This is a genomic window from Brucella tritici (assembly GCF_902825325.1).
Taxonomy (GTDB): Bacteria; Pseudomonadota; Alphaproteobacteria; order Rhizobiales; family Rhizobiaceae; genus Brucella.
In genome coordinates this window covers 70,277-94,182 of record NZ_CADEAR010000003.1, presented here as the reverse complement: position 1 = coordinate 94,182, position 23,906 = coordinate 70,277, and the positions used below count along the sequence as shown (strand labels likewise).

Here is a 23,906-nt window from a genome sequence, read left to right as displayed (position 1 = left end):
GGCTATAATAGGAGAACAGAGACAGGTTAATTTCCATGTTCTCGAGAATTAATCCATATTAGTTGAAGTGGATATTCTCCAGTCGGACCGCGACGAGATAGAGGAAAAACCCGCCGCGCCAGTCATGACCACGGAAAGTAACTGTCAGGGAACTTTCCCACTCGGTCAGAGTTGATGCCCGCCATCAACCGTAATAATCGAACCGGTCATGTAGCGGCTGGCATCGGACGCCAGCATCAGTACAACCCCGTCCAGGTCCTCCGGTTCACCGAGGCGTCGCATAGGGTTCCGCCCTTTGAAGTAGCCCCCGGCCGGACCTTGCAGCTGATCCTCATTGATTCGCGTCGGAAACCATCCCGGCGAAATCGCGTTGACGCGAATATCATGCGCGGCCCATTCGAGCGCCAGTGCCCGCGTCATCTGCGTCACGCAAGCCTTGGACATGGAATAGGCGGCAGCACCTTTCTGCGGACGTTCACCCAGAATGCTGGTGGTGTTCACGATGGAACCGCCCTCGCCGCGCTCGATCATGCGGCGCGCAGCCTCTTGCGCCACGAAGAAAGCACCGGCGACATTGACCTCGAATATATGTTCAAGCATGTCGCGCGTCGTGTCGAGCGCGCGCGCCATATGGGCGACACCGGCATTGTTGAAAAGCGTCGTTATCGGTCCGAAGCGGCCTTCCGCCTCGTCGAAAGCACGAATGATTTCATCCGGATGAGTCACATCCGCCATGATTTCCAATACTTCACCGCCCGATGGGCAAATGCTTTCACCTGCATGGGTACGCGAGATCGAGATCACGCGCGCACCGTGCCCTGCCAGTACATGGACCATTCTTAGGCCCAACCCCGAAGACCCACCCGTCACGGCAATGACCTTGCCCCTGACGGAGAAAAGCTGATCGTCAGTCATTCATCCCCTCAACTGCCAATCCCTCTTTATCACTTTCTAGAATATAGAGATCGGCATTTGAACCATCTTCGGCCGTAAAAATCGGTTCAAATCAACACAATACACAGAAGGCACGACGAAAGACCTATGGCGTGACCGCAAGACGACACCTGTTCGTGATTGCGCGCACCATTGCGGAGAAGTAAGGAACAGAGCAGATAAGAGCATAATCCGACTGGTGGATACGAACATTATGCCCAAGACTTCTCGCCCTCTCGTCGCCGTGCCGACCGATGTGAAGCCATTTGAAAACTACACCTGGCACGCAGCACCGCAGCAATATCTGGCAGCAGCGATCGACGTTGCGGAAGTAACCCCGCTTCTGGTGCCGAGCTTCGGTGACAAGATGGACCTCGATGCCATTCTGGACGCCGTTGACGGAGTTCTCGTCACGGGTTCCAAGTCGAACGTTAACCCGGCGCTCTACGGCGTCGAGCCGAGCACGGCTTTCGAACCCTATGACAATGCCCGCGATGCAACTTCGCTGCCGCTGATCCGCGCCGCTATTGAAAAGGGCGTTCCGGTATTGGCGATCTGCCGCGGTATACAGGAACTGAATGTCGCGTTGGGCGGTACGCTCGCCACCGAAATTCAGGAGCTGGAGGGCCGGATGGATCACCGTGCGCCGGAATCTGAAAGCCAGGCCGAACGTTTCGCCATCCAGCATCCGATCAAGCTCAACCCGAATTCATGCCTTGCGGAAATCCTGAAAGAAGAAAGCGTGCGCGTGAATTCCGTTCACCGTCAGGCCATCGACAAGCTCGCCCCTCAGCTTGAGGTCGAAGCCGTGGCCGAAGACGGTACGGTGGAAGCTGTCTCCGTGAAGAACGCAAAGGGATTTGTCGTCGGCGTCCAGTGGCACCCGGAATATTGGGTCCATTCCGATGCCCCTTCCCGCAAGATATTCGAGGCGTTTGGGGATGCGGTGCGCAGGCATCATTTAGGGCAGTAGGGCAGTAGGGCAGTAGGGCAGTAGGGCAGAAAAGGCTATGATCGTTGCAGTCATCTGCAATCACAACATATTCCCCTACTCCCTTGCTCCCCTATTCCCTTAACATACTGCCTTATTGTCCTATTGCCTTACTGCCTTAACATGAACCGTCTCCGGCACTGGCGTCAGCGCCGAACCGGTATCGAACCATGAAATGAGATTATCGATCACCAGATCTGCCATCGCCTGACGGGTTTTTTGCGATGCGGAGGCGATATGCGGCAGCAAAACCGTGTTGGGTGCATCGAGCAGGCCTTGCGGCACTGACGGTTCGTTGGCAAACACGTCCAGACCTGCAGCAGCAATAGTGCCATTGTTCAGCGCTGCGATCAGCGCATCCTCATCGACCAGCGAACCGCGCCCGACATTGATCAGCACACCGTCCGGACCCAGCGCTTGCAGCACTTCGGCATTGACTGCATTGGCGGTTTCCGCACCGCCGGGCGCGACGAGAATAAGCGTGTCCACCGCCTTGGCCAGCTCGAGCAGGCTCGGGTAATAGTCGTAAGCGACGCCTTCAGCCTTGCGGCGGTTGTGATAGGAAACCGGCAGTCCGAAAGCTTCAACACGATGGGCAACCGCCTTGCCGATACGACCAAGGCCGAAAATGCCGACCTTGCGCCCGCGCAAGGACAGCTTCGACAGCGGGTAGCGGCCTTCCTTGACCCAATTGCCTGCACGCAGGAATTCCTGCGACTTCGACAATTCCCGCACGGTATCGATCAGAAGCCCAAGCGCCGTATCCGCGACCTCATCGGTCAGTACATCAGGCGTATTGGTGACCATCACGTTACGAGTGGCGGCATGTTTCGCATCCACCGCATCATAACCGACGCCGAAATTGCCTATGATTTTCAGATTAGGCAACGCATCGATCAGCGCCGCATCGACAGTCGACATGCTGGCAATGCCCTGCACGTCGCCCGCCCAGGCCGCATCAACCAATGCCGCGTCGCCGCGCGGGATGCGGCGCACCGAAAACTCACCGGACAGACGCTCGACGGCATATTCGTTGAAGTTTCCGAGCACCAGAACGGTTGTGTCGCGTTTGGTCATGACAATATTCCTCTGGATTCCTTTGGGCAGCATATCGCAGTTCGTGAGGGACCGGTGACCGGCCAACCCAAGGGCTGTAACCGGACCGGAGCGGGGAAAATCAGCCGTGTTTCGGCTTGGATGTCGATTGCCGGATATGCAGTTCCGGCTTGATGAGTTCCTGCATCGAAGAAACCTCGACGCCATTCAACTGGTCGAGCAGCGCGCGAGCGGCACGGCGTCCTACTTCACGCTGGCCGTTCCAGACGGTCGTGAGCGCTGGCGTTGCGATCGCTGCTTCCTCGAGATCGTCATAGCCGGTCACGGAAATGTCCTCGCCCGGCACGAGCCCGGCGCGGGCAATGCCGTTCATCAGGCCGATGGCCGTCAGGTCGTTCCAGCAGACCGCAGCCGTCGGCTTGTCCTTCAATGCCAGAAACTGCGGCGCAACTTCAAAGCCGCCCTGCTTCGTGCGCGGCCCGGCAATACGCCAGTCGGGACGAACCTCAAGACCGGCCTTGTCCATGGCCTGCACATAGCCGCGATAACGGTCACGGCCTGTCGAGGTCTGGTCCGTGCCGCCGATCATGGCGATGCGCGTATGGCCGAGCGAAATCAGATGATTGGTTGCAAGGCCGATGCCATAGGCGTCGTCCCCCCGGAAAACCGGCGCATGAACGCCCTCGACGCTACGCGCAATCAGCACGACCGGCAGGCCGTTATCTTCCGCAAGCTGGATATCTTCCGGCGGCGTGCCGATAGCGGGCGACATGATGACCCCGTCCGCGCCGAGCTGCAGAAGCGTATCCATGAAGGTGCGCTGCTTTTCGAGCTGGTCGTAATGGTTGGACAGGATGAAGGTCTGCCGCGACCGGTCCAGTTCCGTTTCGATGGATTTGAGAATTTCCGCGAAGAACGGGTTCATGATGTCATGCACCACGACGCCGACAATGCCGGAGCGTGAGGTGCGCAGGCTCGCAGCGCGACGGTTATAGATATAACCGATGGCGCGGGCATGCTCCTTGATCTTCTCGCGGGTCTGGTCTGCAACGAGGGGACTATCGCGCAAAGCGAGCGAAACTGTGGCTGTCGAAACACCAAGCGCGTCAGCGATGGTCGATAGCTTTATTTTCTGGGCCAAGTCGCCTCCCCAAAATGGTCCGTGCCGCAGTCGGAGACGCGGCCGCAACCTGATAAGGTGAGACGCGACCGTTCGTCCTGCGAACGGTTATGCCATTGCAAACCCTGAATTGGAAGCATTTTCGATAGCATGCATCTTGAAAAGTGTTTCACGCTTTCCCGCCAAGATGCGCGTCAAAACAAATAGTTAGAGCTTGATAAACGGCAGGCTTATTCCACGTCGTCCTCTTCAGGCACTTCCGTTTCAGGCTCGTCGGGAATGCGCGTCACACCGCGAAGCGCAAGATTGCTCTCCATCCGGCTCAACATCTTGAGGAAGGTCTTGCGGTCTTTCTTGTCGAGACCCTTCAGCATGTCCTTTTCGGTCTTGCGAATGGATTTCTCGATTGCCTTGATGGTCTCTAGACCCGTCTGCGTGAGATAGACATGCGACTGGCGCTGATCGGTTTCCGAGGCGCGTTTTGCCACGAAACCCTGGCTCTGCAGGCGCGCAATGGTTTTGGTGATGGTGGGCGGACGCACACCCAGCCGCTGTGCAAGAACACCCGGCGTCAGCCCGTCTTCGGCAGCCAGTTGCAACATGACCGCATCCTGCCCCGCATAGAGCCCCTGTTCCAGAAGCCGCGTGGCCAGCACCGTCCGCGACAATCTTGCCACGGATTGCAGCCGGTAAAGTACAACTGCCTTATTGTCCTTGCTCATCGCCACCTCGCCCTTGCTTTTGACTTAGAGTGCATCCCCGAAAAGTGTGAAACAGTTTTCGGACGAGATGCGCTGTTCAAAATAAACTATTTCCTGTCGCCTGATCGATAGTCCCATTCATCCATATATCGTAAAATATTGTCCGACTTATGAAACAACAAGGCCCGGTTGCTGTCATGGCTAACGAGCGTTAGGGTCTCAGGCTCAAAGAAAAGAATAAAGCGAGGAAAACATGACCGATCTGCGCGATCAAAACAGCGACATGATTGTCGTTCTGCCCCTTGGCGCTCACGAACAGCATGGGCCTCACCTGCCATTTGAAACGGATACGATTATCGCCGAAGGCATTGTCGCGCGCGTCAGCGATGCGCTGCCTGCCGAGCTGAATGTCAATTTTCTGCCCGCCCAGCCGGTCGGCTATTCCATCGAGCACATGGATACGGAAGGAACGCAGAGCCTCGCCTTCGCCGAGGCCGTGAACCAGTGGATCGGCATTGGCGAGAACCTTCATGCGGGCGGCATTCGCAAACTGGTCATGCTGAACGCGCATGGCGGAAATTCGCCGCTGATGACGATTGTAGCAACGGAACTGCGCACACGGCTCGACATGCTGGCGGTTGCCACGAGCTGGACCCGTTTCGGCCTGCCGGAAGGCCTGATTACGCGAGAGGAAAAAGCGCTCGATATTCACGGCGGCTTCATCGAGACATCGGTGATGCTGGCGCTGCGCCCCGATCTGGTGGACATGTCGAAGGCACGTAATTTCTCCAACGCCCAGTCACGCTACGCTGAGGAATTCAAGTTCCTGCGCGCCTATGGCCCTCATGCCTTCGGCTGGAAGATGCACGATCTCAACCCGGAAGGGGTTGCAGGCAACGCTGCTGCCGCGACGGCTGAAGCTGGTGAAAAACTGATCGCCAACGCGGTTGCCGGTTTCGTTGACTTGCTGCGCGATGTGGACAGGTTTGATCTTGCATTTGCTGACCGCGTCACTTGAAAAAACTCTCGTCATTCAAATAAATTGGCCATTTCTCCGTCATGCACACTACCCACCAATTTTTTCCACCAGAGCTAAAACGCCTGCTGCTGCGCGTCGGCGAGAAACTGAAAGCCGGCAAGAGTATCCGTAGCGAGATGAAATTTTTCCTGCCTATGCTGGCGGAGCTACCCCCAGCATTCGCAATTGATGGCAGCAACTACATTCGCGACACAGCGTCATTATATTTCAGCAAGCAATCGATCACACTCTCTAGAATTCTGAAATATCCCATATCGGCATTCATCCCTGATTATGATTGGCTAAGCGACGCGGACGAAGCAAAGTACCTTTTCCTGTTTCACTCGAATGGATATCAACGCGCCGCTGCCCTGAATAGAATTGACGATGCTATTCCAAATTCGTTTCTGTTTGCCGCGATCATCTGGCGTCTGAATGATTGGGTCCCAGCGGTCCGCATGGCAGCTGTCGAGTGCGCCAAACGCGTATTTCCCAAAACATCAAGCGAGGTTATTGCTACCGCTTACCTTTCCCTTGTCAGCAGAGTTTGGAGTTGGGGTCGCTGGAGGAAGAGCGATTACGGGATATTTGTGGAGGCAATCTCCAGGCCGGAGGTTGCCGCACAGGTGGCAGACAGCTTCGCCCGAAGATTGACAGGGGCGCTCTCGCGAGAGCTGAGTTTTTCTCTCAGAAACGATAGTCTTGATGAATTTCTGGAATACTTGGCCTTCGAGGCAAAACAACCTGCCGTGCGAGCTTATGCGCTTCGTACCCTGACTAAGGGCTACGCAGAATGGCACCTCGGATATGATTACGAATGGATCGATAAATCGATGGGGGAACGCAAGCGGATAAAGACATTTCAACAACGTCCACTAACCGTACAAACAGACAAAAACAGAATCATCAGACGCGGCTTGTCCGATCCCTCGCCTCATGTCCGGAAGGTAGCCCTGGATGCGATCATTCGTAATCCTGAGCAAATTGCCAATGCCGCCAGGCTTGCCGAAGAGCATCTTTCAGAGCGTTCTCCAGCAATCCGTGAACGCGCAGAATTCATTGTCCGTAAATTCCCGAAACATTCCATGGACGCAAAATCGAAGCCTCCTACGGATGACCTCTTAGATCCCGAACTGAACCGACTCTGCTTGGATATTGATGCGATTGTCGCACTGCTGCGTTCGCACCATTTGCGTGGATGGGCAGAAGAACTCGAAAAAGCTGCACAGGAGGTTAGGAACTCCGACTTCCATGGCATTGTGCGTGCCTTGAATTGCTACGGAGGGATGGGAACATTGAACGATATAATTCTAGCCGAACCTGATGATAACTTGTTCAGAAGCCTTCGTGACAGCATTTTCCAACAGGCATATGCAATCAAGCAGAGCGAAGACCAGATCGCCCCCAATCCATCGCCTGACCTGATGGGGATGTGATTGAACGAATGTAATATTATAGCATTGCATATGGCATTCACGCTGCCCTTCCCTTATATGAATTGTCCTATCCGGGGTTTCGGTGCTGTGCCGCTTTGCGCTGGCCGCGCACTGGTCACCTCGGGCCACGTTTTCAAAAGGCCACAACTTCAAGAGGCATAACCATGAGCCAGGCTGAAGCCCAAACCGAAGCTCCGTCTGCAACCGAGACGACCACTGAAGCTGGCCGCATTCCCGTGACCGTTCTGACCGGTTATCTGGGTTCGGGTAAGACCACTCTTCTCAACCGTATCCTGACCGAAAATCACGGCAAGCGTTATGCTGTCATCGTCAACGAGTTCGGCGAGATTGGTATCGACAACGACCTGATCGTCGAGTCGGACGAAGAAATCTACGAAATGAACAATGGCTGCATCTGCTGCACCGTACGTGGCGACCTGATCCGCGTGGTGGAAGGCCTGATGCGCCGTCCGGGTCGTTTCGACGCCATCGTCGTGGAAACCACCGGCCTTGCCGATCCGGTTCCGGTTGCGCAGACCTTCTTCATGGATGACGACGTGCGCGCCAAGACCGGCCTTGATGCCGTTGTCGCCCTCGTGGATGCCAAGCACCTGCCGCTGCGCCTGAAGGACAGCCGCGAGGCGGAAGACCAGATCGCCTTTGCCGATGTAGTGCTCATCAACAAGACCGACCTCGTGACGCCGCAGGAACTGGCGGCCATCGAGGCCACCGTGCGCGTCATCAACCCGCATGCCATCATCCATCGCACCGAGCGCGCTTCCATCCCGCTCGACCGCGTACTGGATCGCGGCGCATTCGACCTGAAGCGTGTTCTGGACAACGATCCGCACTTCCTCGACCATGACCATCCCGATCACGTATGCGGACCGGATTGCGACCACAATCATGACCATCATGGTCACGACCATGGACACCATCATCATGCGCATGATCACGATCATCATGACCACCATCACGACCATGACCATGTGTGCGGTCCCGACTGCGATCATGACCATCACCATGATCACGCCTCGCCGATCCATGATGTGACGGTGAAGTCGGTGTCGCTCAGGGCTGGTGAAATCGACCCGGCGAAATTCTTCCCGTGGATTCAGAACATCACCCAGACGCAGGGACCGAACATTCTGCGCCTCAAGGGCATCATCGCTTTCAAGGACGATCCGGATCGCTATGTGGTGCAGGGCGTGCACATGATTATCGAGGGCGACCACCAGCGCGCCTGGAAGGAAGACGAAAAGCGTGAAAGCCGCCTCGTCTTCATCGGACGCGAGCTTGACCCCGCTGCCCTGAAGGCCGGTTTCGAAAACAGTCAGGCCCGATAAAGTGCTTCCGGTTCCAATCGAACCGGGAAACCGCTTTGCTGCCTATTTCTATGCATTTCCGGCAAAACCGCTTCTGCTGGAAATGCTCTCATCAATGAACAATACCGGAAGCCGATGCCTACAGTAGCTCCGCTCGACCTTGAAGGTCATTGTCTTTATGCGCGCTTTATCAGCGGCATTCCCTTCTTCGCAATGGCCGATGGCTCGATCCATCAGCTCAACAACGGAACCAAGACCTCGGCAGTCCATGACGGCCTGTTGAGCGCGACCGTTTCCGTTGACGGAAAGTCGCTCATCACTGGCGGCGAAGACGGTCGCGTGTGCCGTACCGACGCCGATGGGACGGTAACCGAACTTGCGAAGATACCGCGCAAATGGATGACCGCCGTGGCAGCAGGCCCCGGCGGAACTGTCGGCTTTGCGTCTGGGCGCACTGCCTGGGTGCGCACATCCGACGGCAAGGTGCAGGAATTTGCGCAGGAACGCAGCGTTGAAGGCATAGCCTTTGCGCCAAAGGGCCAGCGGCTGGCAATTGCCCGCTATAATGGCGCAACCCTGATCTGGACCGGAACGGCGGCAAAACCCGTTGAACTGGAATGGAAGGGCGCACATATCGGCGTGATCTTCTCGCCGGACGGCCGATTCCTCATCACCTCGATGCAGGAAAATGCCCTGCATGGCTGGCGCCTCGAAGATACGAAGCACATGCGCATGACCGGCTATCCGGCGAAGGTGAAGGATTGGTCGTGGAGCGCCAAGGCCAAGTGGCTTGCCACTTCAGGCGCCCCGGCAGCAATCGTCTGGCCTTTTGCGGGCAAGGACGGCCCGATGGGCAAGGCTCCTCTGGAACTCGGCCTTCGTGGCGACAGCATGGTGACATCGGTTGCCTGCCATCCGGTCGAAGATATTGCGGCCATCGGCTATAATGACGGCATGATCCTGGTCGCGCGTTTCGCCGACAGCAAGGAAGTTCTGTTGCGCCGCCCCGGCAAGGGCGCAATCACCAGCATGGGCTGGGATGAACAGGGCCACCGCCTCGTCTTCGGCTCGGAGGCCGGGGATTGCGGTGTGGTTTCGATAGCGGATTAGAGCGCATCCCGAAAAGTGTGAAACGGTTTTCGGAAAGGTGCGCGTAAAAACAAATGATTAGAGCGCCGATCTGATTGAATCAGATCGAAACGCGCTCTAAACCCTGAACAGAAACCGCAGCCGCGGAGGGGAAACAGTCCAATGGATTGATTCCCCGTTTCATCCACACAAGTGGACTGCTTGCAGATACTCAGACCTGATCGTTTCGTTTGGCGCGAGCCACGCCGAAAAGACCAGAGATCACCAGCGCCACGCCGACGCCCATCACCCCATAACCCAAAGCATTCGACGCAAGGTCGGTCTGATTGGCGGAGGCAATGGCTGCGGCAGCTTCCGATGCGCCAGAGCCACCGGCCTTCGCATCCATCATCGCGACCATTCCCGGCTCGTTGCATTTCGGCAGCAACGACGATTTGGCATCGGCATTGTCACCATAAATATTCTGGATGATTTGTTCGCAGCGCTGTTGATCGGCACTGGAAACAGACGAGCCGCTTGCCTGATAATAAAATCCGCCTGCCACGAGAGCTGCGCCGATGACGGCCATCAGGACAGAAGAACCTTTAGAACTTCTTCGAATCATACGATTTCCTTATTTAAATCTAGAATAGCCAATAGATCACACCGGCACCGGACCAACAATCGCAATCAATCTGCAGCGGTTTTATCCTGTTCATACAGGAGGAAGAGAATTTCAGTATGCTTTCACGTCGTTCTATTGTTCTCGGCGGAGTATCGGCGGTCTTTTCGACCACCCTGCTCGTTGAAAAGACTTTCGCAACCGCCCCTGCGGCTGAGGTCGAACCATGGGCGCAAAAGCTGATTGCAGCGGCGGAAAGCCAGGTGGGGACGACAGTTCGCTATGACCCCGCCTATACGCAGTTGAAATATCCCGGCGGGGACGTTCCTCTCGATCGAGGCGTCTGTACGGATGTCATCATCCGCGCCTATCGACAGGCCTTGAACGCAGACCTGCAGGCCCTGGTCCATAACGATATGCGGAAAGCTTTCACGCAATATCCGAGAAACTGGGGCCTGAAGCGCCCCGACCCGAATATTGACCACCGTCGCGTGCCGAACCTTGCCGTGTTTTTCAACAGGACCAATGCGGCTTTACCGGTTACAAAAGCCGCACAGGATTATCGTCCGGGCGACCTCGTCGCACAGATGCTTCCGGGAAACCTGCCGCATATAGCCATCGTTACACAGCGCTATAATGCCGAGGGCACACGTCCTTTGGTTGTTCACAATATTGGTGCAGGAACCCGGATTGAAGACCGGCTGTTTGAGTTCCCCATTACCGGCCACTTTCGCTATCGCCCGAATGCATGAAGCAAAGCCCGATCAGGCAGACTGACCGGGCTTCATCCAGGTTGACGCTAGAGTATTACTGACCGCGTCGTGCAACCGCAGGCGCACCGTCCGGTCCGAGCGATGCCACCCATTGGCTGATGGCGGCTATATCCTTTTCACCCAGCATATGATCCGCATCGATTGTGCGGGCATCCACGCGGGCGCCACCGGAGCGCAGAAGTGCGGAAAGCGCTGGGGCAAACGGTGAGTAAAGCTTGTCTTCCTCACCCGTAATGGTCAGAACGCGCGCCTTGCTCAGATTGGCGACAGGGGCATTGTCCAGAACCGGCATCGAACGCATCAGAACCGCGCGCTTCACCAGATCGGGATGCAGCATCATGGTCGCCGCCAGAAGATTGGCGCCGTTCGAATAGCCCACGAAAGTTGCATGGGTAAGGTCGAGGTCCTTGTCATCGGCCAGACGGGTCAGGAAGGTCACGAAGGCATTGGCTTCGAGCTTCACGTCCTTCTGGTCGAACTTGACCGGCGAGATGCGCTTGTACCAGCGCGTGCCGCCGTCCTGCATCACGCGACCGCGAATGCCGAGCAGCGTGGCGCGCGGCCATATCTTGGAAGCCAGCGGCACAAGGCTGGTTTCATTGCCGCCCGAACCGTGCAGCAGGATTACCAGTTCATTCGAAGCATTTTCCGGCTTGTAGAAGCGGTGGATAAACTGCTTGCTGCGCGAAAAATTCTGCTCCGGGGTTGTTTCCGTATCCATCTTCTTCTCGCGCATTGTAACGCCTTCACCGAGCTTGGGAGCGCCCTGCTCTTCTTTCATCGATGCGGCAATAGCGTTCAGAGCCTTGCCCTGACCGTTCGTCGAAACAGGCTGTCCTTCGGCCAAAGCCGAGCCAGCCGTCACCGTGAGTGCAGCTGCCGCCAAAGCGGCAATAAACATCTTCTTTACCATGATCTCAACATAGCCAATGAGACGTTAACGAAGGTTTGAAGGCAGCTCTTCCCGGGTGCGTCCCCACCCCTGCCGGCGATAATCACATGACCCGACACATCTGTCCGAAATTGCTTCAGGCTCTTTCGGGATGCGCTAATGTAATGCCGTTAACAGCAGAGTTTTAGCGAGAATATGGCAGAATGCACGAAAAGTTACATCGTGTTACAATTCTGTTACGCTCTCACGCGGCTTCAACAATGCGTGAACAACGGCTCGGTCCCAAATTATCCATGCTTTTGACGCCTTTACGTGGGATCGTATCAGCAACTTGAGGGTCAATTGTTTTGGAAGTGGGAATGACCATGAGCAGCTTCAAACCGGGACGTTTTTCATCCGCCCGTCTCACTTACGATGCGGTGACGCCCAAAAGCCTCTACCTGAACCGCCGCTCTTTCATGGTCGGCGCCGGTGCTCTGGCTGCTGCCGGTGTCGCATCATCGGCTTTTGCCGAACCGCTCAAGGCAAAGGCTTCCGCCTACAAGGTCGATGAAAAGCTGACGCCTCAGGATGCTGTCACGACCTATAATAATTTCTACGAGTTCGGCACGGACAAGAGCGACCCTTCCGCCAATTCCGGCAACTACAAACCGCTGCCGTGGAAGCTCACCGTCGATGGTCTCGTGAAACAGCCGAAGGAATTCGACATTCAGGACCTGATTGCAAAGATGCCGCTTGAAGAGCGCATCTATCGGATGCGCTGCGTCGAGGCATGGTCGATGGTCATTCCGTGGATCGGATTTCCGCTCGCAAGCCTTCTGTCGCAGGTGGAGCCGCTTGGTTCCGCCAAATATATCGCCTTTACCGGCGTCGTGCGACCGGAAGAAATGCCGGGCCAGACCGGACTCTTTCAGGTTCTCGACTGGCCCTATATCGAGGGCCTGCGTCTCGATGAGGCCAATCATCCGCTGACCATCCTTTCGGTCGGCCTTTACGGCGAGACATTGCCCAATGCGAACGGCGCGCCGATCCGGCTCGTGGTGCCCTGGAAATACGGCTTCAAGGGGATCAAGGCGATCACGAAGATCAGTTTTGTCGAAAAGCAGCCGCCAACCTCGTGGCAACAGCAGGCGGCCAACGAATACGGCTTCTACGCCAATGTAAATCCGGAGGTCGATCACCCGCGCTGGAGCCAGGCAACCGAACGGCGTATCGGCGAAGGCGGCTTTTTGGGTTCGGGCCGCCGCCCCACATTGCCGTTCAACGGTTATGGCGAGGAAGTTGCATCACTTTATGCGGGCATGGACCTGAAGGTGAATTACTGACATGGCAGCGACGACCCAGACAGGTAAAAAGAAGACAGTTCGTCCCGGCGAATGGAAAATCTGGCTGCTCTATGCGGTCGGTTTCGTCCCGGCTGTCTGGACGTTCTATCTGGGTGCAAGCGGTAATCTTGGCGCCGACCCTGTCAAGACTTTCGAACACACGCTCGGCCTTTGGGCTCTGCGCTTTCTGATTCTGACCCTCATGGTAACGCCGATCCGCGACCTGACCGGCATGGCTTTTCTGCGCTACCGTCGGGCGCTCGGCCTGCTCGCCTTTTATTATGCGCTGATGCACTTCGCCACTTATATGGTGCTGGATCAGGGCCTGAACATTTCCGCCATCGTCACCGATATCGTGCGGCGGCCTTTCATCACCATCGGCATGATCAGTCTGGTCCTGCTGGTGCCGCTGGCGCTCACCTCCAACAATTGGTCGATCCGCAAACTCGGCCGCCGCTGGAACAGCCTGCACAAGCTGGTCTATGTCGCCATCGCAGGGGGCGCCATCCATTTCATCATGTCGGTGAAAAGCTGGCCCGCCGAACCGGTCATCTATGCCGGGATCGTCAGCGCGCTGCTTTTATGGCGTCTGGTGCGTCCGCACGCCCGCAACCGCAAGCCTGTCTCCCGCCCGCGCGGCGAAGCAATGGCGGTAAAGAAATAAGTGCTGACATGCCAATAACTTTCTACAGTTTTTAGTGTAGAAATTTAAATCCCCTATTCTAAGGGATACCCCATGACATGACGATGCAAATCATGTCAGTATCGCCGCGATTTCCGCACACAGAATAATTCCTGGCCGCGGCAACCGACGAATACGGAATGCATATGTCATCTCTCCTGAAATCGGCTCCCGTCCGCATCGCAGGCAAATTCGTCTTCATTTTATTCACCCTTATCTTTGCGATATGGGCCAGCTTTGCCATGTGGTTTCAGTTACCCTTCGGCGATGCCATGCGCGGATCGATTATTGCCGTCTGGCTTCTGATCGCTCTCGGGGTGATTGCAGGCGAAAGACATTACAGCTGTTGGCGCAGGCGGCTGGTCTTCTGCCTTCTGGCACTGGTGATGCTGGGCGCATGGTCCACGGTCCGCCCCTCCCTCAACCGTATCTGGGCACCCGACGTTGCCCGCACGGTAACGGGACAGATCAATGGCGACATCGTCACCCTTTCCAATGTCCGTGATTTCATCTGGCGGACAACGGAAGATTTTACGCCCAACTGGAAAGAGGAAACCTACGATCTCAGCAAGATCACGTCGGTAGACGTCTTTCTTTCCTACTGGTCGAGCCCGGCAATTGCCCATACTCTCCTGTCATTCGGTTTCGAGGATGGTCGTCATGTGGTCTTTTCCGGCGAAATTCGCCGCGAACACCATGAGATTTATTCGCCCATCGCTGGTTTCTTCCGCAAATACGAGCTGGCGATGATTGCCGCCGAAGAACAGGACATCATTTATCTGCGCACCAATGTCCGTAAGGAAAACGTCTATCGCTATCGCGTGAAGCTGCCGCCGGTGGGGGCGCGCGAACTCTTCCTGTCCTATGTCGAGCTTGGCAATGAACTGGCTGAACAACCGAAATTCTATAATACGCTGACGGCGAACTGCACCACGATCATCTTCCACATGGCACGGGTGCTGGACCCGACCTTCCCGTTCGATTACCGCATTCTTCTGTCGGGCTACCTGCCCGGCTATCTGCACGATCATGGCTGGATCGAAAATGGCGGCACGATGGAGGAAGTACGCAAACGCGCGTCTATTGACGCAAGGGCGCTTTCAGGCGGACGCGACGGCTTTTCGCAACGTATCCGCGAATAACAAATCCGCCGAAGCGACTGCTCCGGCGGATTTTCAGGTCAATCAAAAACAGCTCAAACAGCAGCGGTGATGATGACTTCAACCTTGTAGTCAGGCGTTGCCAGCGCTGCTTCGCCGGTGGCGCGGGCAGGCGTGTGAGCCGGATCGACCCATGCATCCCAGACTGCGTTCATTTCGCCAAAGTCCTTCATATCGGCAAGCCAGATGATGGCCTGAAGGATCTTGGTCTTGTCGGAACCCACTTCCTTGAGAAGGCGGTCCACCTCGGCCAGAACGGCCTTGGTCTGTTCGGTGACGCTAGCGCCCGGATTTCCCACCTGACCGGCAAGATAGACGGTGTTGCCGTGAATTACGGCCTGGCTCATGCGCGGGCCGACTCCGATGCGACGGATGCTCATGGTGAACTCCTCTCAATAATGCTCTTCTGCGGAACGAGTCCCGCATGTGAAAATGTTGCGCATCCTTATTAAAGCCCTAGTTTGCTTTGGCAATGCCGATGCCAGCCCGATTTGCTCAATTTCAGCAAAAAGAGCATTTCCAGCAAAAGTGCGAAGCGGTTTTGCGTGAGGATAATGCGAGGAAACAAATACTTGGAGCGGTCTCAACGACTCAACTTCAACTGGAACCGCTCCAAAGAGGAGAACAGCAATGTCGGAACCGCTCGCCGAGATATATCGCGACTATATTGCATGTCTGAACCGGCAGGACTGGAACGATCTCGGGCTTTATGTGCACGAGGCGGCAACGCATAACGACCGACCTTTGGGACTTCGCGGCTACCGCACAATGCTGGAACAGGATTTCGAAGCCATCCCGGACCTGCATTTCAACATTGAGCTGCTTGTCAGCGAACCACCCTATATTGCCAGTCGGCTCCAGTTCGATTGCACGCCGAAGGCACTATTGTTCGGTCTTCCGGTCAATGGCAAACGGGTCCGGTTTGCAGAGAATGTTTTCTATGAATTCGAGAATACGCTGATAAGGAAAGTCTGGTCAGTCATCGACAAGGCAGCGATTGAAGCGCAACTGTGATATAGCGCCCGTTACCATTGACTCTTTGTCCCCCTCCCCCTATAAGCCGCGTCACGTTCGCCCGCGCGGTTTACGGATGGTTTTGTGCTGTCCGTCGCAAGGGACAAGAACCAGCTCCTGTTCAATAGAACATGATCCCGAAAAGTGAATAACGGTTTCGGACAAGATCGTGTTCAACGGAAAAACAGAATTAAGAAGGGCCGCACACCGCGGTATTAAATAAATGAAGCGCACTTACCAGCCATCCAAGATCGTCCGCAAGCGTCGCCACGGCTTCCGTGCACGCATGGCAACCACCGGCGGCCGCAAGGTTCTCGCCGCTCGCCGCTCGCGCGGCCGTAAGCGGCTTTCCGCTTAATTTGTTCCCGCGCGATTTGGGTCTAGGGCCAAGCGCGGTGAATAAAGACATGAACAAGCCGAAACAAATACTCCGCCTTCGCAAGAGAGCGGAGTTTTTGGCTTTGAGGAATGGTGAAAAGCGACGTGGTCCACTGTTTCTTCTCGAAGTCCGCGAGCGGACCGAAGAAGAATCGAAAACCGCCAAAATCGGCGAAAAACCCCGTGCAGGTTTCACCGTAACGAAGAAAAACGGCAACGCCGTGATAAGAAACCGCATCCGCCGCAGGCTGCGAGAAGCGGTTCGTTGTCACGCAGGGCGTGACATGGCGCCTTCGACCGACTATGTGATCGTAGCGCGCGAGCAAGCCCTCACTGCGCCCTTTTCGCGACTGACCGAAGAACTCTCCCGCCGCATCAAGGCGAAGGGTGAACGGCGGGGCGATGGGAAACGCCGAACGGAAAGACCGGAATCAGGACCCGTCAATGGAAAATAATCGTAATTTCTTCATCACCATTGCCCTGTCCATCCTCGTGCTAACGCTGTGGCAAGTGTTTTATCTGGGTCCGAAAACGGAAGCCCAGCGGGAGCAGGCACGCATTGAGGAGCAGCAGCAGCAGAAACAACAGGCGACGCAACAGCAGGCTCAAAGTGGCGACACGCCGCAGATGCCCGCCACCTCCGGGAACATTCCCGGCCACGGCGATGTTGCAGCCGCAGGCGGCGCGCTGACCCGCGAAGCAGCCATTGCCCAGACGCAGCGCGTCGAAATCGACACGCCTTCGCTGCGCGGTTCGATCAACCTGACCGGCGCGCGCCTCGATGATCTCTTCCTCAAGAACTATCACGAGACCGTCGACGACAATTCTCCGAATATCGAACTGCTCGCGCCTTCCGCGCTGAAGCAGGGCTATTTCGTAGAACTCGGCTTTACAGGCAACGACACGACCGGCCCGGTTCCGGGACCGAACACGGTCTGGACCGTGGAGGGCAACAACAAGTTGACCCAGGCCACGCCGGTTACGCTGACCTATACCAACGAGAAGAACATCACGTTCAAGCGCGTCATCTCGGTTGACGACGCCTATATGTTCGCCGTTGAAGACACGATCACCAACAATACCGGCGCACCAATCTCGCTGGCCTCCTATGGCCGCGTGACCCGCTTCAACCAGCCGGAACATGCAAGCGCGACCTATGTGCTTCATGAAGGCCTGATCGGCGTCATGGGTCAGGACGGCCTGCAGGAAATCAAGTATTCCAAGGTCGAAGACGACAAGGACATCTCGTTCAAGGACGTGATGGGCGGCTGGCTCGGCATCACCGACAAATATTGGGCCGCAACGCTCGTACCGCCGCAGGACGAAAAGTTCACCGGTCGCTTCTCGCACTTCACCAATGATCGCCCGCGCTATCAGACCGACTTCCTCGGCGCGCCGATGACAATCGCGCCCGGTCAGGCACAGACGCTGAAGAACCACGTCTTCGCCGGTGCGAAGGTGGTCACACAGATCCAGGCTTACGAACAGCAGCTGGGCATCAAGCAGTTCGAGCTCCTGATCGACTGGGGCTGGTTCTACTTCATCACCAAGCCGATGTTCTATCTCATCGACTGGATCTACAAGTTCTCAGGCAATTTCGGCGTCGCCATTCTGGTCGTCACCGTTCTCCTCAAGGGCCTGTTCTTCCCGCTTGCCAACAAGTCGTACAAGTCGATGGCACGCATGAAGCTGGTGCAGCCGAAGCTGACTGAAATCCGCGAGAAATATGCGGATGACAAGATGAAGCAGCAGCAGGAAATGATGCAGCTCTACAAGCAGGAAAAAATCAATCCTCTTGCGGGTTGCTGGCCGGTGCTGGTGCAGATTCCGGTGTTCTTCGCGCTCTACAAGGTGCTCTACGTCACCATCGAAATGCGTCATGCGCCGTTCTTCGGCTGGATTCAGGACCTTGCAGCGCCCGATCCGACCTCGCTCTTCAACCTGTTCGGCCTCCTGCCTTTCGGCGTGCCGCACTTCCTGATGATCGGCGTCTGGCCACTCCTGATGGGCATCACCATGTTCCTGCAGATGCGCATGAACCCGACGCCTCCGGATCCGACGCAGGCAGCCATCTTCACCTGGATGCCAGTGATCTTCACCTTCATGCTGGCTTCGTTCCCGGCTGGCCTCGTGATCTACTGGGCATGGAACAACCTGCTTTCCATCACACAGCAGGGCATCATCATGAAGCGCCAGGGCGTGAAGATCGAGCTCTTCGACAATCTCAAGAGCCTCTTCAAGCGAAAGCCGAAAGAAGCAAAGAAATAGACTTGAAAGAACCCCGCTTCGGCGGGGTTTTTTGTGCCCTCATGTTGACAATGCGGCCCATAACATTGATGCGTGTACGCAAGAGAACACACCGACCGGGACAGAACCATTGAGCGAGCAGGATAAGAAGCAGGCGGCAATCAGGGCCGCTCAGGCAGCGGCGGATGCAGTCAGGGAAGCCCAGGCGGCACTCGCCGAGGAAGGACGCCTGCTCTTCAAGAAATCATGGATATTCATCCGCGGCGTGCCGTCGATGAATTTCCTGCCGCCCGAAGGACCCGTGGAGATCGCCTTTGCAGGCCGCTCCAATGTCGGCAAGTCTTCGCTCATCAATGCGCTCGTCAACAAGAAGGGTCTTGCACGTACGTCCAACACACCGGGCCGCACGCAGGAACTGAACTATTTCGTGCCGGACGGCTATTCCGGCGAAAACGGCGACCTGCCGCCGCTGGCCCTCGTGGACATGCCCGGCTACGGTTTTGCGGAAGCGCCGAAAGCGCAGGTCGATGCCTGGACGCGCCTGGTGTTCGATTATCTGCGTGGACGCACCACGCTGAAACGTGTCTATGTGCTGATCGATTCCCGCCACGGCATCAAGAAGAACGACGCGGAAGTGCTCGACCTTCTCGACAAGGCTGCAGTCTCCTACCAGATCGTGCTGACCAAGATCGACAAGATCAAGCCCGCAGGCGTACCGCGCCTGATAGAAGAAACGCACAAGCTTACTTACAAGCGCGCCGCCTGCTTCCCCGGTATCATCGCGACATCGTCGGAAAAAGGCGAAGGTTTCGACGAGCTGCGTGCAGCAATTGCGCTGCTGCTGAAAGAATACTGATAATCAGCTCGGGCAGCTTTCCGGTTGCCCATCCAAACCTTCGTTCAATCGTTCGAAACGGGCACTCACATGCCCGTCACCGCGCCGGATGTGCAGCACATAGATGCTGTCGAAATCATCGCTGCGCCATTTCGGCACCGCAGCTTTATCTCCGCCATTGTCCATGAGCAGATTTCTGGCCAGCTTGAAAAGCTGCTTGTGCTCCCAGCCGACCAGTATCGTCGCATTGCCGTATTGCGGCTGCTCAAGCGCCGACTGCAGCTTGCCGATCTCGTCATAGCCGAAGCGCGTATCGACCGGCATTCCAAAACGGATGGCAGTCGGCTCCACCGTCGCCAGCGGGCGGTTATAGGCATAGGAAATGCCGCTATCCGTCTTCTCCTTCGCGGGATCAGGCGCGAAAATGGCATCGGGCTTGCCGAAATCCCGTGCGAGGACGGCGGGCAATTTCAAAGAGCGATTAAGCCCACGACAACTAAGCTGTCCCATGCCACCTTCGGGCTTTTCTCCATGGCGGATGAGGATGATCGTTTCGGTCGTTGGTGCCGGTGCAGCATAGGACGCAGTTGCGCCAAGTACGGTGGCAAGAACGGTGAGGAATATTTTGCGCATGATGCGATCTCTGAAAATCATTCCGGTTCAAAAACCTGCATAGACCGCAGACCAGCTTTTTGTTGGGCATGTTTCGGGCTGCAAATTCAAATAATCGCGAACGGACAAGCGAAAATAAGCATCTGCGGATTCCAATTGCGATAAATCCGGTCTAGAAGAACCTGCCTCTTTTTGCCCTGTCGCCTGCCATGGAGCCCGCGATGACGACACTTGAAAATCCCGAAATGCAAGCGCAACTCCTGTCCGCGGCCCTGCCCTATATGCAGCGCTACGAGAACAAGCATGTCGTCGTGAAATATGGCGGTCACGCCATGGGCAATCCGGAATTGGGCAAGGCCTTCGCGCGTGACATCGCGCTTTTGAAGCAGTCCGGCATCAATCCGATTGTCGTTCATGGCGGCGGCCCGCAGATTCAGGCCATGCTGACGAAGCTCGGCATCGAATCCCGCTTCGAAGGCGGCTTGCGCGTCACCGACGAAAAGACCGTCGAAGTGGTGGAAATGGTTCTGGCCGGTTCCATCAACAAGGAAATCGTCGCTCTAATCAATGCCGAAGGCGAATGGGCTATCGGCCTGTGCGGCAAGGACGGCAACATGGTCTTTGCGCAGAAGGCGCACAAGACCGTCATCGACCCCGATTCCAATATCGAGAAAGTGCTTGATCTGGGCTTTGTCGGCGAGCCGGCGGAAGTCGACCGCACCCTGCTCGACCTTCTGGCGCGTTCCGAAATGATCCCGGTCATCGCACCGGTCGCTCCGGGCCGTGACGGCCATACCTACAACATCAATGCCGACACTTTTGCAGGCGCTATCGCAGGCGCGCTGGCCGCAACCCGTCTTCTGTTCCTGACCGACGTTCCCGGCGTTCTGGACAAGGACAAGAAGCTGATCAAGGAACTCTCCGTTGCCGATGCGCAGGCGCTCATCAAGGACGGCACGATTTCCGGCGGCATGATCCCCAAGGTGGAAACCTGCATCGAAGCAATCCGCCGCGGCGTCGAAGGCGTTGTCATTCTGAATGGCAAGACCCCGCATTCCGTGCTGCTGGAGCTTTTCACCGAGCATGGTGCTGGCACGCTTATCGTGCCGTAATAAGAAGAAGCACGCTTATCGTGCCGTAAAGCGCATCCCGAAAAGTGTGAAACGGTTTTCGGGCAAGATGCGCTTGTCATGCTATAAGGGATAGACCATGACCGATATTCCGGACAGAGCTGCTTTCGCCCATGTCACCGACTGGGTGTTCGACCTCGACAACACGCTTTACCCGCACGCCGCCAATCTGTTCTCGCAGATCGACGTGAAGATGACGACCTATGTCGAGACTTTGCTGAAGCTGCCGCGCGACGAAGCGCGCAAGATTCAGAAGCAGTTCTATCTGGAATATGGCACCACGCTGAAAGGCCTGATGGAGTGCCATCAGATCGATCCGGACGACTTTCTGAGACAAGTCCATGATATCGACTATACGTGGCTGACGCCCGATCCGGCGCTCGGACAGGCGATCAAGGCGCTGCCGGGCCGTCGCTTCATCTTCACCAATGGTGATCGCAGTCATGCCGAACGTGCCGCCAGCCAGCTTGGAATCCTCGATGATTTCGACGATATTTTCGACATTGTCGCGGCAGGCCTGACACCGAAGCCGGAACGGGCCACCTATGACCGCTTCCTCGGCGCTTTTGGCATCGATGCGGGCAAGGCAGTCATGTTCGAGGATCTGGCGCGCAATCTGGTCGTTCCCAAAACACTCGGCATGAAAACCGTGTTGGTCGTGCCGAACAATTTTGAGCCTACATTTTCCGAGATATGGGAAAGCGATCCCGAATTCACCGATCAGGTGGACTATGTGACCGATAACCTGACCCAGTTTCTGGAAACCATAATTGCAGACCGATAGGCAATTCACCGGCCTTGAAAAACGCATCGACAAGGCCGCCCACCGCCTTCTCGACAATCTGCCCCGTCACCGGATCAGCGATGCGCTGATCGAGTTTCTGGTCTTCGGGCTGAAACAGGCATGGGCCTGCCTTTTCGGGGGCGCCATGCTGGCGCTCATCATGCTGACCCGCTGGTTCTGGCCGGATGGCGGTGCAGGATTCATCACGCGCTACGATTTTCTGTTCCTGTCCGCGCTTGCCATCCAGCTTGCCATGCTGCTTTTCAAGCTGGAGGCATGGGAGGAAGCCAAGGTCATCCTCATCTTCCATGTGGTCGGCACAGCGATGGAAGTGTTCAAGACCCATGCCGGTTCATGGGTCTACCCGGAGGAGAATTTCTTTCGCATCGGTGGCGTGCCGCTGTTTTCCGGCTTCATGTATGCGGCTGTCGGCTCCTACATGGCGCGCATCAACCGCATCTTTGACATAAGGCTGAACCATTATCCGCCGCTCTGGATGACCGTCATTCTGGCCGCCGCAATCTATATCAACTTTTTCGCCCACCACTTCATCTGGGATATGCGCTGGCTGCTGTTCGCCGCGACCTTCGCCCTTTTCTGGCGCACCAGCATGCACTACCGCGTCTTCCGCTTCCGGCACAAAATGCCGCTGCTGATCGCCTTCCTGCTGACCTCGCTCTTCATCTGGATTGCCGAGAACATCGGCACATGGTCCAGGGCCTGGCTTTATCCGAACCAGCGCAACGGCTGGGAGCTGGTATCAATGAGCAAGCTCGGCTCGTGGTATCTCCTGATGATTATCTCGGTCGTGCTGGTGACGCTCGTTCACCGCCCTCGGCCTTATCAAGCAGAAGAAAAGCCGCAAAAAGAAACGCCCGACCATTTGGCCGGGCGCATCGAACAGAAAATCCGGGGCGATCAGAGCTTATAAAAATCCTTGATCTGTTCCCAGGCTTCGTCGGCAGTTTCGACAAAGTTGAGGAGCTCGATGTCGGCGGGCGAAATCGTGCCCTGCTCGGCCAGAAACTCGATATTGATCGCCTTGGTCCAGAATTCCTTGCCGAACAGGATCAGCGGCACGCGCTCCATACGGTTGGTCTGGATCAGCGTCATCGCCTCGAAAAGCTCGTCCATCGTTCCAAAGCCGCCAGGGAACACGCAGATCGCCTTGGCGCGCATCAGGAAGTGCATCTTGCGGATCGCAAAATAATGGAAGTTGAAGCAAAGGTCCGGCGTGACATAGGCGTTGGGCGCCTGTTCATGCGGCAGCACAATGTTGAGCCCGATCGTCGGCGCACCGACATCGGCGGCTCCGCGATTACCCGCTTCCATGACGCCGGGGCCGCCGCCCGTCACCACGATGAATTCGCGATAGTAGGTCGTCGCCGAATATTCCGAGCATAGCCGCGCGAATTTGCGCGCTTCCTCGTAATAATGCGCATTGGCTTCAAGATTTTTCTTCTGAACCTCGTTCTTGGCTGCCCATGCCTCGCCGCCGGGCTCAGGAATGCGCGCACCGCCAAACATGACGACAGTGGACTTGATGCCCCGGTCGGCCAGAATCATTTCAGGTTTCAGAAGCTCAAGCTGCAGCCGGATCGGCCGCAGGTCGCGCCGCGTCAGGAAATCATCGTCCGTGAAAGCAAGGCGATAGGCAGAGGCTTCGGTCTGTGGCGTCTGCGGTACGGTGCGCGCCTGCTTGACCGCTTCCTCTGAATTCGGAAATGGCGTCCAGCCAGACTTCTCCATCGGGTTCATGCTCTCACCTGCTCCTTCATTATCGCCATTCAACGCATAACAGCAT

26 protein-coding genes are annotated in these 23,906 nt (G+C 56.4%); 17 read left to right on the top strand and 9 right to left on the bottom strand.

Annotated elements, in window-relative coordinates; translation table 11 throughout:
- Window positions 1-165: 165 nt before the first annotated feature.
- Entirely contained in the window at window positions 166-915 is a 750-nt protein-coding gene (locus HWX93_RS04945; RefSeq protein WP_109988708.1) for an SDR family NAD(P)-dependent oxidoreductase, read from the bottom strand.
- Window positions 916-1,147: 232 nt separating this feature from the next.
- Here HWX93_RS04945 and HWX93_RS04940 point away from each other — a divergent pair, with 232 nt between their 5' ends.
- On the top strand, window positions 1,148-1,906 hold the full coding sequence (locus HWX93_RS04940) for a gamma-glutamyl-gamma-aminobutyrate hydrolase family protein (protein WP_176036700.1): 759 nt from the start codon (window positions 1,148-1,150) through the stop codon (window positions 1,904-1,906).
- 120 nt (window positions 1,907-2,026) lie between these two features.
- On the opposite strand, the gene HWX93_RS04935 is transcribed toward HWX93_RS04940, so the two are convergent.
- The 3 genes from HWX93_RS04935 to HWX93_RS04925 form a co-directional block, all read right to left on the bottom strand.
- The gene (locus HWX93_RS04935) at window positions 2,027-3,001 is read right to left on the bottom strand and encodes a 2-hydroxyacid dehydrogenase (protein WP_176036699.1); all 975 of its coding nucleotides are present in this window, start codon (window positions 2,999-3,001) and stop codon (window positions 2,027-2,029) included.
- A gap of 100 nt (window positions 3,002-3,101) precedes the next feature.
- Window positions 3,102-4,121 carry a LacI family DNA-binding transcriptional regulator gene (locus tag HWX93_RS04930; RefSeq protein WP_061345620.1) on the bottom strand — a complete coding sequence of 340 codons (1,020 nt, stop codon included), beginning with the start codon at window positions 4,119-4,121 and terminating at the stop codon, window positions 3,102-3,104.
- 209 nt (window positions 4,122-4,330) lie between these two features.
- Window positions 4,331-4,822: a MarR family winged helix-turn-helix transcriptional regulator gene (locus tag HWX93_RS04925; protein ID WP_176036698.1), complete on the bottom strand. Its 492-nt coding sequence runs from the start codon at window positions 4,820-4,822 to the stop codon at window positions 4,331-4,333.
- A 232-nt stretch (window positions 4,823-5,054) separates the two neighbouring features.
- On the opposite strand from HWX93_RS04925, the gene HWX93_RS04920 reads away from it, so the two are divergent.
- From HWX93_RS04920 to HWX93_RS04905, 4 genes are all read left to right on the top strand, one after another.
- Window positions 5,055-5,819 carry a creatininase family protein gene (locus HWX93_RS04920; protein ID WP_176036697.1) on the top strand — a complete coding sequence of 255 codons (765 nt, stop codon included), beginning with the start codon at window positions 5,055-5,057 and terminating at the stop codon, window positions 5,817-5,819.
- A 41-nt stretch (window positions 5,820-5,860) separates the two neighbouring features.
- Window positions 5,861-7,255 carry a DUF6966 domain-containing protein gene (locus HWX93_RS04915; RefSeq protein WP_176036696.1) on the top strand — a complete coding sequence of 465 codons (1,395 nt, stop codon included), beginning with the start codon at window positions 5,861-5,863 and terminating at the stop codon, window positions 7,253-7,255.
- A gap of 164 nt (window positions 7,256-7,419) precedes the next feature.
- A complete protein-coding gene (locus tag HWX93_RS04910; protein WP_176036695.1) occupies window positions 7,420-8,601 on the top strand; it encodes a CobW family GTP-binding protein in 1,182 nt (393 codons plus the stop codon).
- Window positions 8,602-8,715: 114 nt separating this feature from the next.
- Entirely contained in the window at window positions 8,716-9,690 is a 975-nt protein-coding gene (locus tag HWX93_RS04905) for a WD40 repeat domain-containing protein (RefSeq protein WP_176036694.1), read from the top strand.
- 190 nt (window positions 9,691-9,880) lie between these two features.
- On the opposite strand, the gene HWX93_RS04900 is transcribed toward HWX93_RS04905, so the two are convergent.
- Window positions 9,881-10,273 (bottom strand): hypothetical protein, encoded by a 393-nt coding sequence (locus HWX93_RS04900; protein WP_176036693.1) that lies wholly within the window; start codon window positions 10,271-10,273, stop codon window positions 9,881-9,883.
- Window positions 10,274-10,389: 116 nt separating this feature from the next.
- Here HWX93_RS04900 and HWX93_RS04895 point away from each other — a divergent pair, with 116 nt between their 5' ends.
- Window positions 10,390-11,022 (top strand): DUF1287 domain-containing protein, encoded by a 633-nt coding sequence (locus HWX93_RS04895; protein ID WP_176036692.1) that lies wholly within the window; start codon window positions 10,390-10,392, stop codon window positions 11,020-11,022.
- A gap of 55 nt (window positions 11,023-11,077) precedes the next feature.
- Here the strand turns inward: HWX93_RS04895 and HWX93_RS04890 are convergent, their stop codons facing one another.
- Window positions 11,078-11,956, bottom strand: a complete 879-nt coding sequence (locus HWX93_RS04890; RefSeq protein ID WP_109988698.1) for an alpha/beta hydrolase — start codon at window positions 11,954-11,956, stop codon at window positions 11,078-11,080.
- Between the two features lie 344 nt (window positions 11,957-12,300).
- Here HWX93_RS04890 and msrP point away from each other — a divergent pair, with 344 nt between their 5' ends.
- The 3 genes from msrP to HWX93_RS04875 all read left to right on the top strand — a co-directional run bounded on the left by msrP (window position 12,301) and on the right by HWX93_RS04875 (window position 15,084).
- The gene (gene msrP / locus HWX93_RS04885; protein ID WP_176036691.1) at window positions 12,301-13,260 is read left to right on the top strand and encodes a protein-methionine-sulfoxide reductase catalytic subunit MsrP; all 960 of its coding nucleotides are present in this window, start codon (window positions 12,301-12,303) and stop codon (window positions 13,258-13,260) included.
- Between the two features lies 1 nt (window position 13,261).
- Window positions 13,262-13,924: a protein-methionine-sulfoxide reductase heme-binding subunit MsrQ gene (gene msrQ / locus HWX93_RS04880; RefSeq protein WP_176036690.1), complete on the top strand. Its 663-nt coding sequence runs from the start codon at window positions 13,262-13,264 to the stop codon at window positions 13,922-13,924.
- A gap of 164 nt (window positions 13,925-14,088) precedes the next feature.
- Window positions 14,089-15,084 (top strand): DUF4105 domain-containing protein, encoded by a 996-nt coding sequence (locus HWX93_RS04875; RefSeq protein WP_176036689.1) that lies wholly within the window; start codon window positions 14,089-14,091, stop codon window positions 15,082-15,084.
- A 53-nt stretch (window positions 15,085-15,137) separates the two neighbouring features.
- On the opposite strand, the gene HWX93_RS04870 is transcribed toward HWX93_RS04875, so the two are convergent.
- On the bottom strand, window positions 15,138-15,482 hold the full coding sequence (locus HWX93_RS04870; RefSeq protein WP_071632572.1) for a RidA family protein: 345 nt from the start codon (window positions 15,480-15,482) through the stop codon (window positions 15,138-15,140).
- 250 nt (window positions 15,483-15,732) lie between these two features.
- Between HWX93_RS04870 and HWX93_RS04865 the strand changes: the two genes are divergently transcribed.
- The 5 genes from HWX93_RS04865 to yihA all read left to right on the top strand — a co-directional run bounded on the left by HWX93_RS04865 (window position 15,733) and on the right by yihA (window position 19,597).
- Window positions 15,733-16,116: an ester cyclase gene (locus HWX93_RS04865; RefSeq protein ID WP_176036688.1), complete on the top strand. Its 384-nt coding sequence runs from the start codon at window positions 15,733-15,735 to the stop codon at window positions 16,114-16,116.
- 223 nt (window positions 16,117-16,339) lie between these two features.
- The gene (gene rpmH, locus HWX93_RS04860) at window positions 16,340-16,474 is read left to right on the top strand and encodes a 50S ribosomal protein L34 (protein ID WP_006467565.1); all 135 of its coding nucleotides are present in this window, start codon (window positions 16,340-16,342) and stop codon (window positions 16,472-16,474) included.
- 49 nt (window positions 16,475-16,523) lie between these two features.
- Entirely contained in the window at window positions 16,524-16,949 is a 426-nt protein-coding gene (rnpA, locus tag HWX93_RS04855; protein WP_061345608.1) for a ribonuclease P protein component, read from the top strand.
- Complete coding sequence (yidC, locus tag HWX93_RS04850; protein WP_176036687.1) at window positions 16,939-18,762, top strand: membrane protein insertase YidC; 1,824 nt, start codon at window positions 16,939-16,941, stop codon at window positions 18,760-18,762. The genes rnpA and yidC overlap by 11 nt, the downstream gene beginning before the upstream one ends.
- Window positions 18,763-18,826: 64 nt before the next feature.
- On the top strand, window positions 18,827-19,597 hold the full coding sequence (yihA, locus tag HWX93_RS04845) for a ribosome biogenesis GTP-binding protein YihA/YsxC (protein ID WP_419190731.1): 771 nt from the start codon (window positions 18,827-18,829) through the stop codon (window positions 19,595-19,597).
- 3 nt (window positions 19,598-19,600) lie between these two features.
- Here the strand turns inward: yihA and HWX93_RS04840 are convergent, their stop codons facing one another.
- Window positions 19,601-20,209, bottom strand: coding sequence for a hypothetical protein (locus HWX93_RS04840; protein WP_235969068.1), 609 nt, complete (start codon window positions 20,207-20,209; stop codon window positions 19,601-19,603).
- A 200-nt stretch (window positions 20,210-20,409) separates the two neighbouring features.
- On the opposite strand from HWX93_RS04840, the gene argB reads away from it, so the two are divergent.
- From argB to HWX93_RS04825, 3 genes are all read left to right on the top strand, one after another.
- Entirely contained in the window at window positions 20,410-21,300 is an 891-nt protein-coding gene (gene argB / locus HWX93_RS04835) for an acetylglutamate kinase (RefSeq protein ID WP_176036684.1), read from the top strand.
- A gap of 97 nt (window positions 21,301-21,397) precedes the next feature.
- Window positions 21,398-22,102 carry a pyrimidine 5'-nucleotidase gene (locus HWX93_RS04830; protein ID WP_176036683.1) on the top strand — a complete coding sequence of 235 codons (705 nt, stop codon included), beginning with the start codon at window positions 21,398-21,400 and terminating at the stop codon, window positions 22,100-22,102.
- Window positions 22,089-23,033 (top strand): DUF817 domain-containing protein, encoded by a 945-nt coding sequence (locus HWX93_RS04825; RefSeq protein WP_176036682.1) that lies wholly within the window; start codon window positions 22,089-22,091, stop codon window positions 23,031-23,033. The genes HWX93_RS04830 and HWX93_RS04825 overlap by 14 nt, the downstream gene beginning before the upstream one ends.
- Here HWX93_RS04825 and HWX93_RS04820 read toward each other — a convergent pair.
- Window positions 23,021-23,860 carry an LOG family protein gene (locus tag HWX93_RS04820; RefSeq protein ID WP_109988690.1) on the bottom strand — a complete coding sequence of 280 codons (840 nt, stop codon included), beginning with the start codon at window positions 23,858-23,860 and terminating at the stop codon, window positions 23,021-23,023. The two genes, HWX93_RS04825 and HWX93_RS04820, sit on opposite strands and share 13 nt — an antisense overlap.
- Window positions 23,861-23,906: the final 46 nt, after the last annotated feature.

Excerpts from the sequence above, each read along its gene's own strand:
- HWX93_RS04920 (WP_176036697.1), top strand. The coding sequence starts at position 5,055 with ATGACCGATCTGCGCGATCAAAACAGCGACATGATTGTCGTTCTGCCC.
- HWX93_RS04925 (WP_176036698.1), bottom strand. The coding sequence starts at position 4,822 with ATGAGCAAGGACAATAAGGCAGTTGTACTTTACCGGCTGCAATCCGTG.
- HWX93_RS04935 (WP_176036699.1), bottom strand. The coding sequence starts at position 3,001 with ATGACCAAACGCGACACAACCGTTCTGGTGCTCGGAAACTTCAACGAA.
- HWX93_RS04865 (WP_176036688.1), top strand. The coding sequence starts at position 15,733 with ATGTCGGAACCGCTCGCCGAGATATATCGCGACTATATTGCATGTCTG.
- HWX93_RS04830 (WP_176036683.1), top strand. The coding sequence starts at position 21,398 with ATGACCGATATTCCGGACAGAGCTGCTTTCGCCCATGTCACCGACTGG.
- HWX93_RS04910 (WP_176036695.1), top strand. The coding sequence starts at position 7,420 with ATGAGCCAGGCTGAAGCCCAAACCGAAGCTCCGTCTGCAACCGAGACG.
- HWX93_RS04900 (WP_176036693.1), bottom strand. The coding sequence starts at position 10,273 with ATGATTCGAAGAAGTTCTAAAGGTTCTTCTGTCCTGATGGCCGTCATC.
- msrQ (WP_176036690.1), top strand. The coding sequence starts at position 13,262 with ATGGCAGCGACGACCCAGACAGGTAAAAAGAAGACAGTTCGTCCCGGC.
- rpmH (WP_006467565.1), top strand. The coding sequence starts at position 16,340 with ATGAAGCGCACTTACCAGCCATCCAAGATCGTCCGCAAGCGTCGCCAC.
- HWX93_RS04895 (WP_176036692.1), top strand. The coding sequence starts at position 10,390 with ATGCTTTCACGTCGTTCTATTGTTCTCGGCGGAGTATCGGCGGTCTTT.
- HWX93_RS04945 (WP_109988708.1), bottom strand. The coding sequence starts at position 915 with ATGACTGACGATCAGCTTTTCTCCGTCAGGGGCAAGGTCATTGCCGTG.
- HWX93_RS04870 (WP_071632572.1), bottom strand. The coding sequence starts at position 15,482 with ATGAGCATCCGTCGCATCGGAGTCGGCCCGCGCATGAGCCAGGCCGTA.
- HWX93_RS04820 (WP_109988690.1), bottom strand. The coding sequence starts at position 23,860 with ATGAACCCGATGGAGAAGTCTGGCTGGACGCCATTTCCGAATTCAGAG.
- argB (WP_176036684.1), top strand. The coding sequence starts at position 20,410 with ATGACGACACTTGAAAATCCCGAAATGCAAGCGCAACTCCTGTCCGCG.
- msrP (WP_176036691.1), top strand. The coding sequence starts at position 12,301 with ATGAGCAGCTTCAAACCGGGACGTTTTTCATCCGCCCGTCTCACTTAC.
- yidC (WP_176036687.1), top strand. The coding sequence starts at position 16,939 with ATGGAAAATAATCGTAATTTCTTCATCACCATTGCCCTGTCCATCCTC.
- HWX93_RS04905 (WP_176036694.1), top strand. The coding sequence starts at position 8,716 with ATGCCTACAGTAGCTCCGCTCGACCTTGAAGGTCATTGTCTTTATGCG.
- HWX93_RS04890 (WP_109988698.1), bottom strand. The coding sequence starts at position 11,956 with ATGGTAAAGAAGATGTTTATTGCCGCTTTGGCGGCAGCTGCACTCACG.
- HWX93_RS04940 (WP_176036700.1), top strand. The coding sequence starts at position 1,148 with ATGCCCAAGACTTCTCGCCCTCTCGTCGCCGTGCCGACCGATGTGAAG.
- HWX93_RS04840 (WP_235969068.1), bottom strand. The coding sequence starts at position 20,209 with ATGCGCAAAATATTCCTCACCGTTCTTGCCACCGTACTTGGCGCAACT.
- HWX93_RS04875 (WP_176036689.1), top strand. The coding sequence starts at position 14,089 with ATGTCATCTCTCCTGAAATCGGCTCCCGTCCGCATCGCAGGCAAATTC.
- rnpA (WP_061345608.1), top strand. The coding sequence starts at position 16,524 with ATGAACAAGCCGAAACAAATACTCCGCCTTCGCAAGAGAGCGGAGTTT.
- HWX93_RS04915 (WP_176036696.1), top strand. The coding sequence starts at position 5,861 with ATGCACACTACCCACCAATTTTTTCCACCAGAGCTAAAACGCCTGCTG.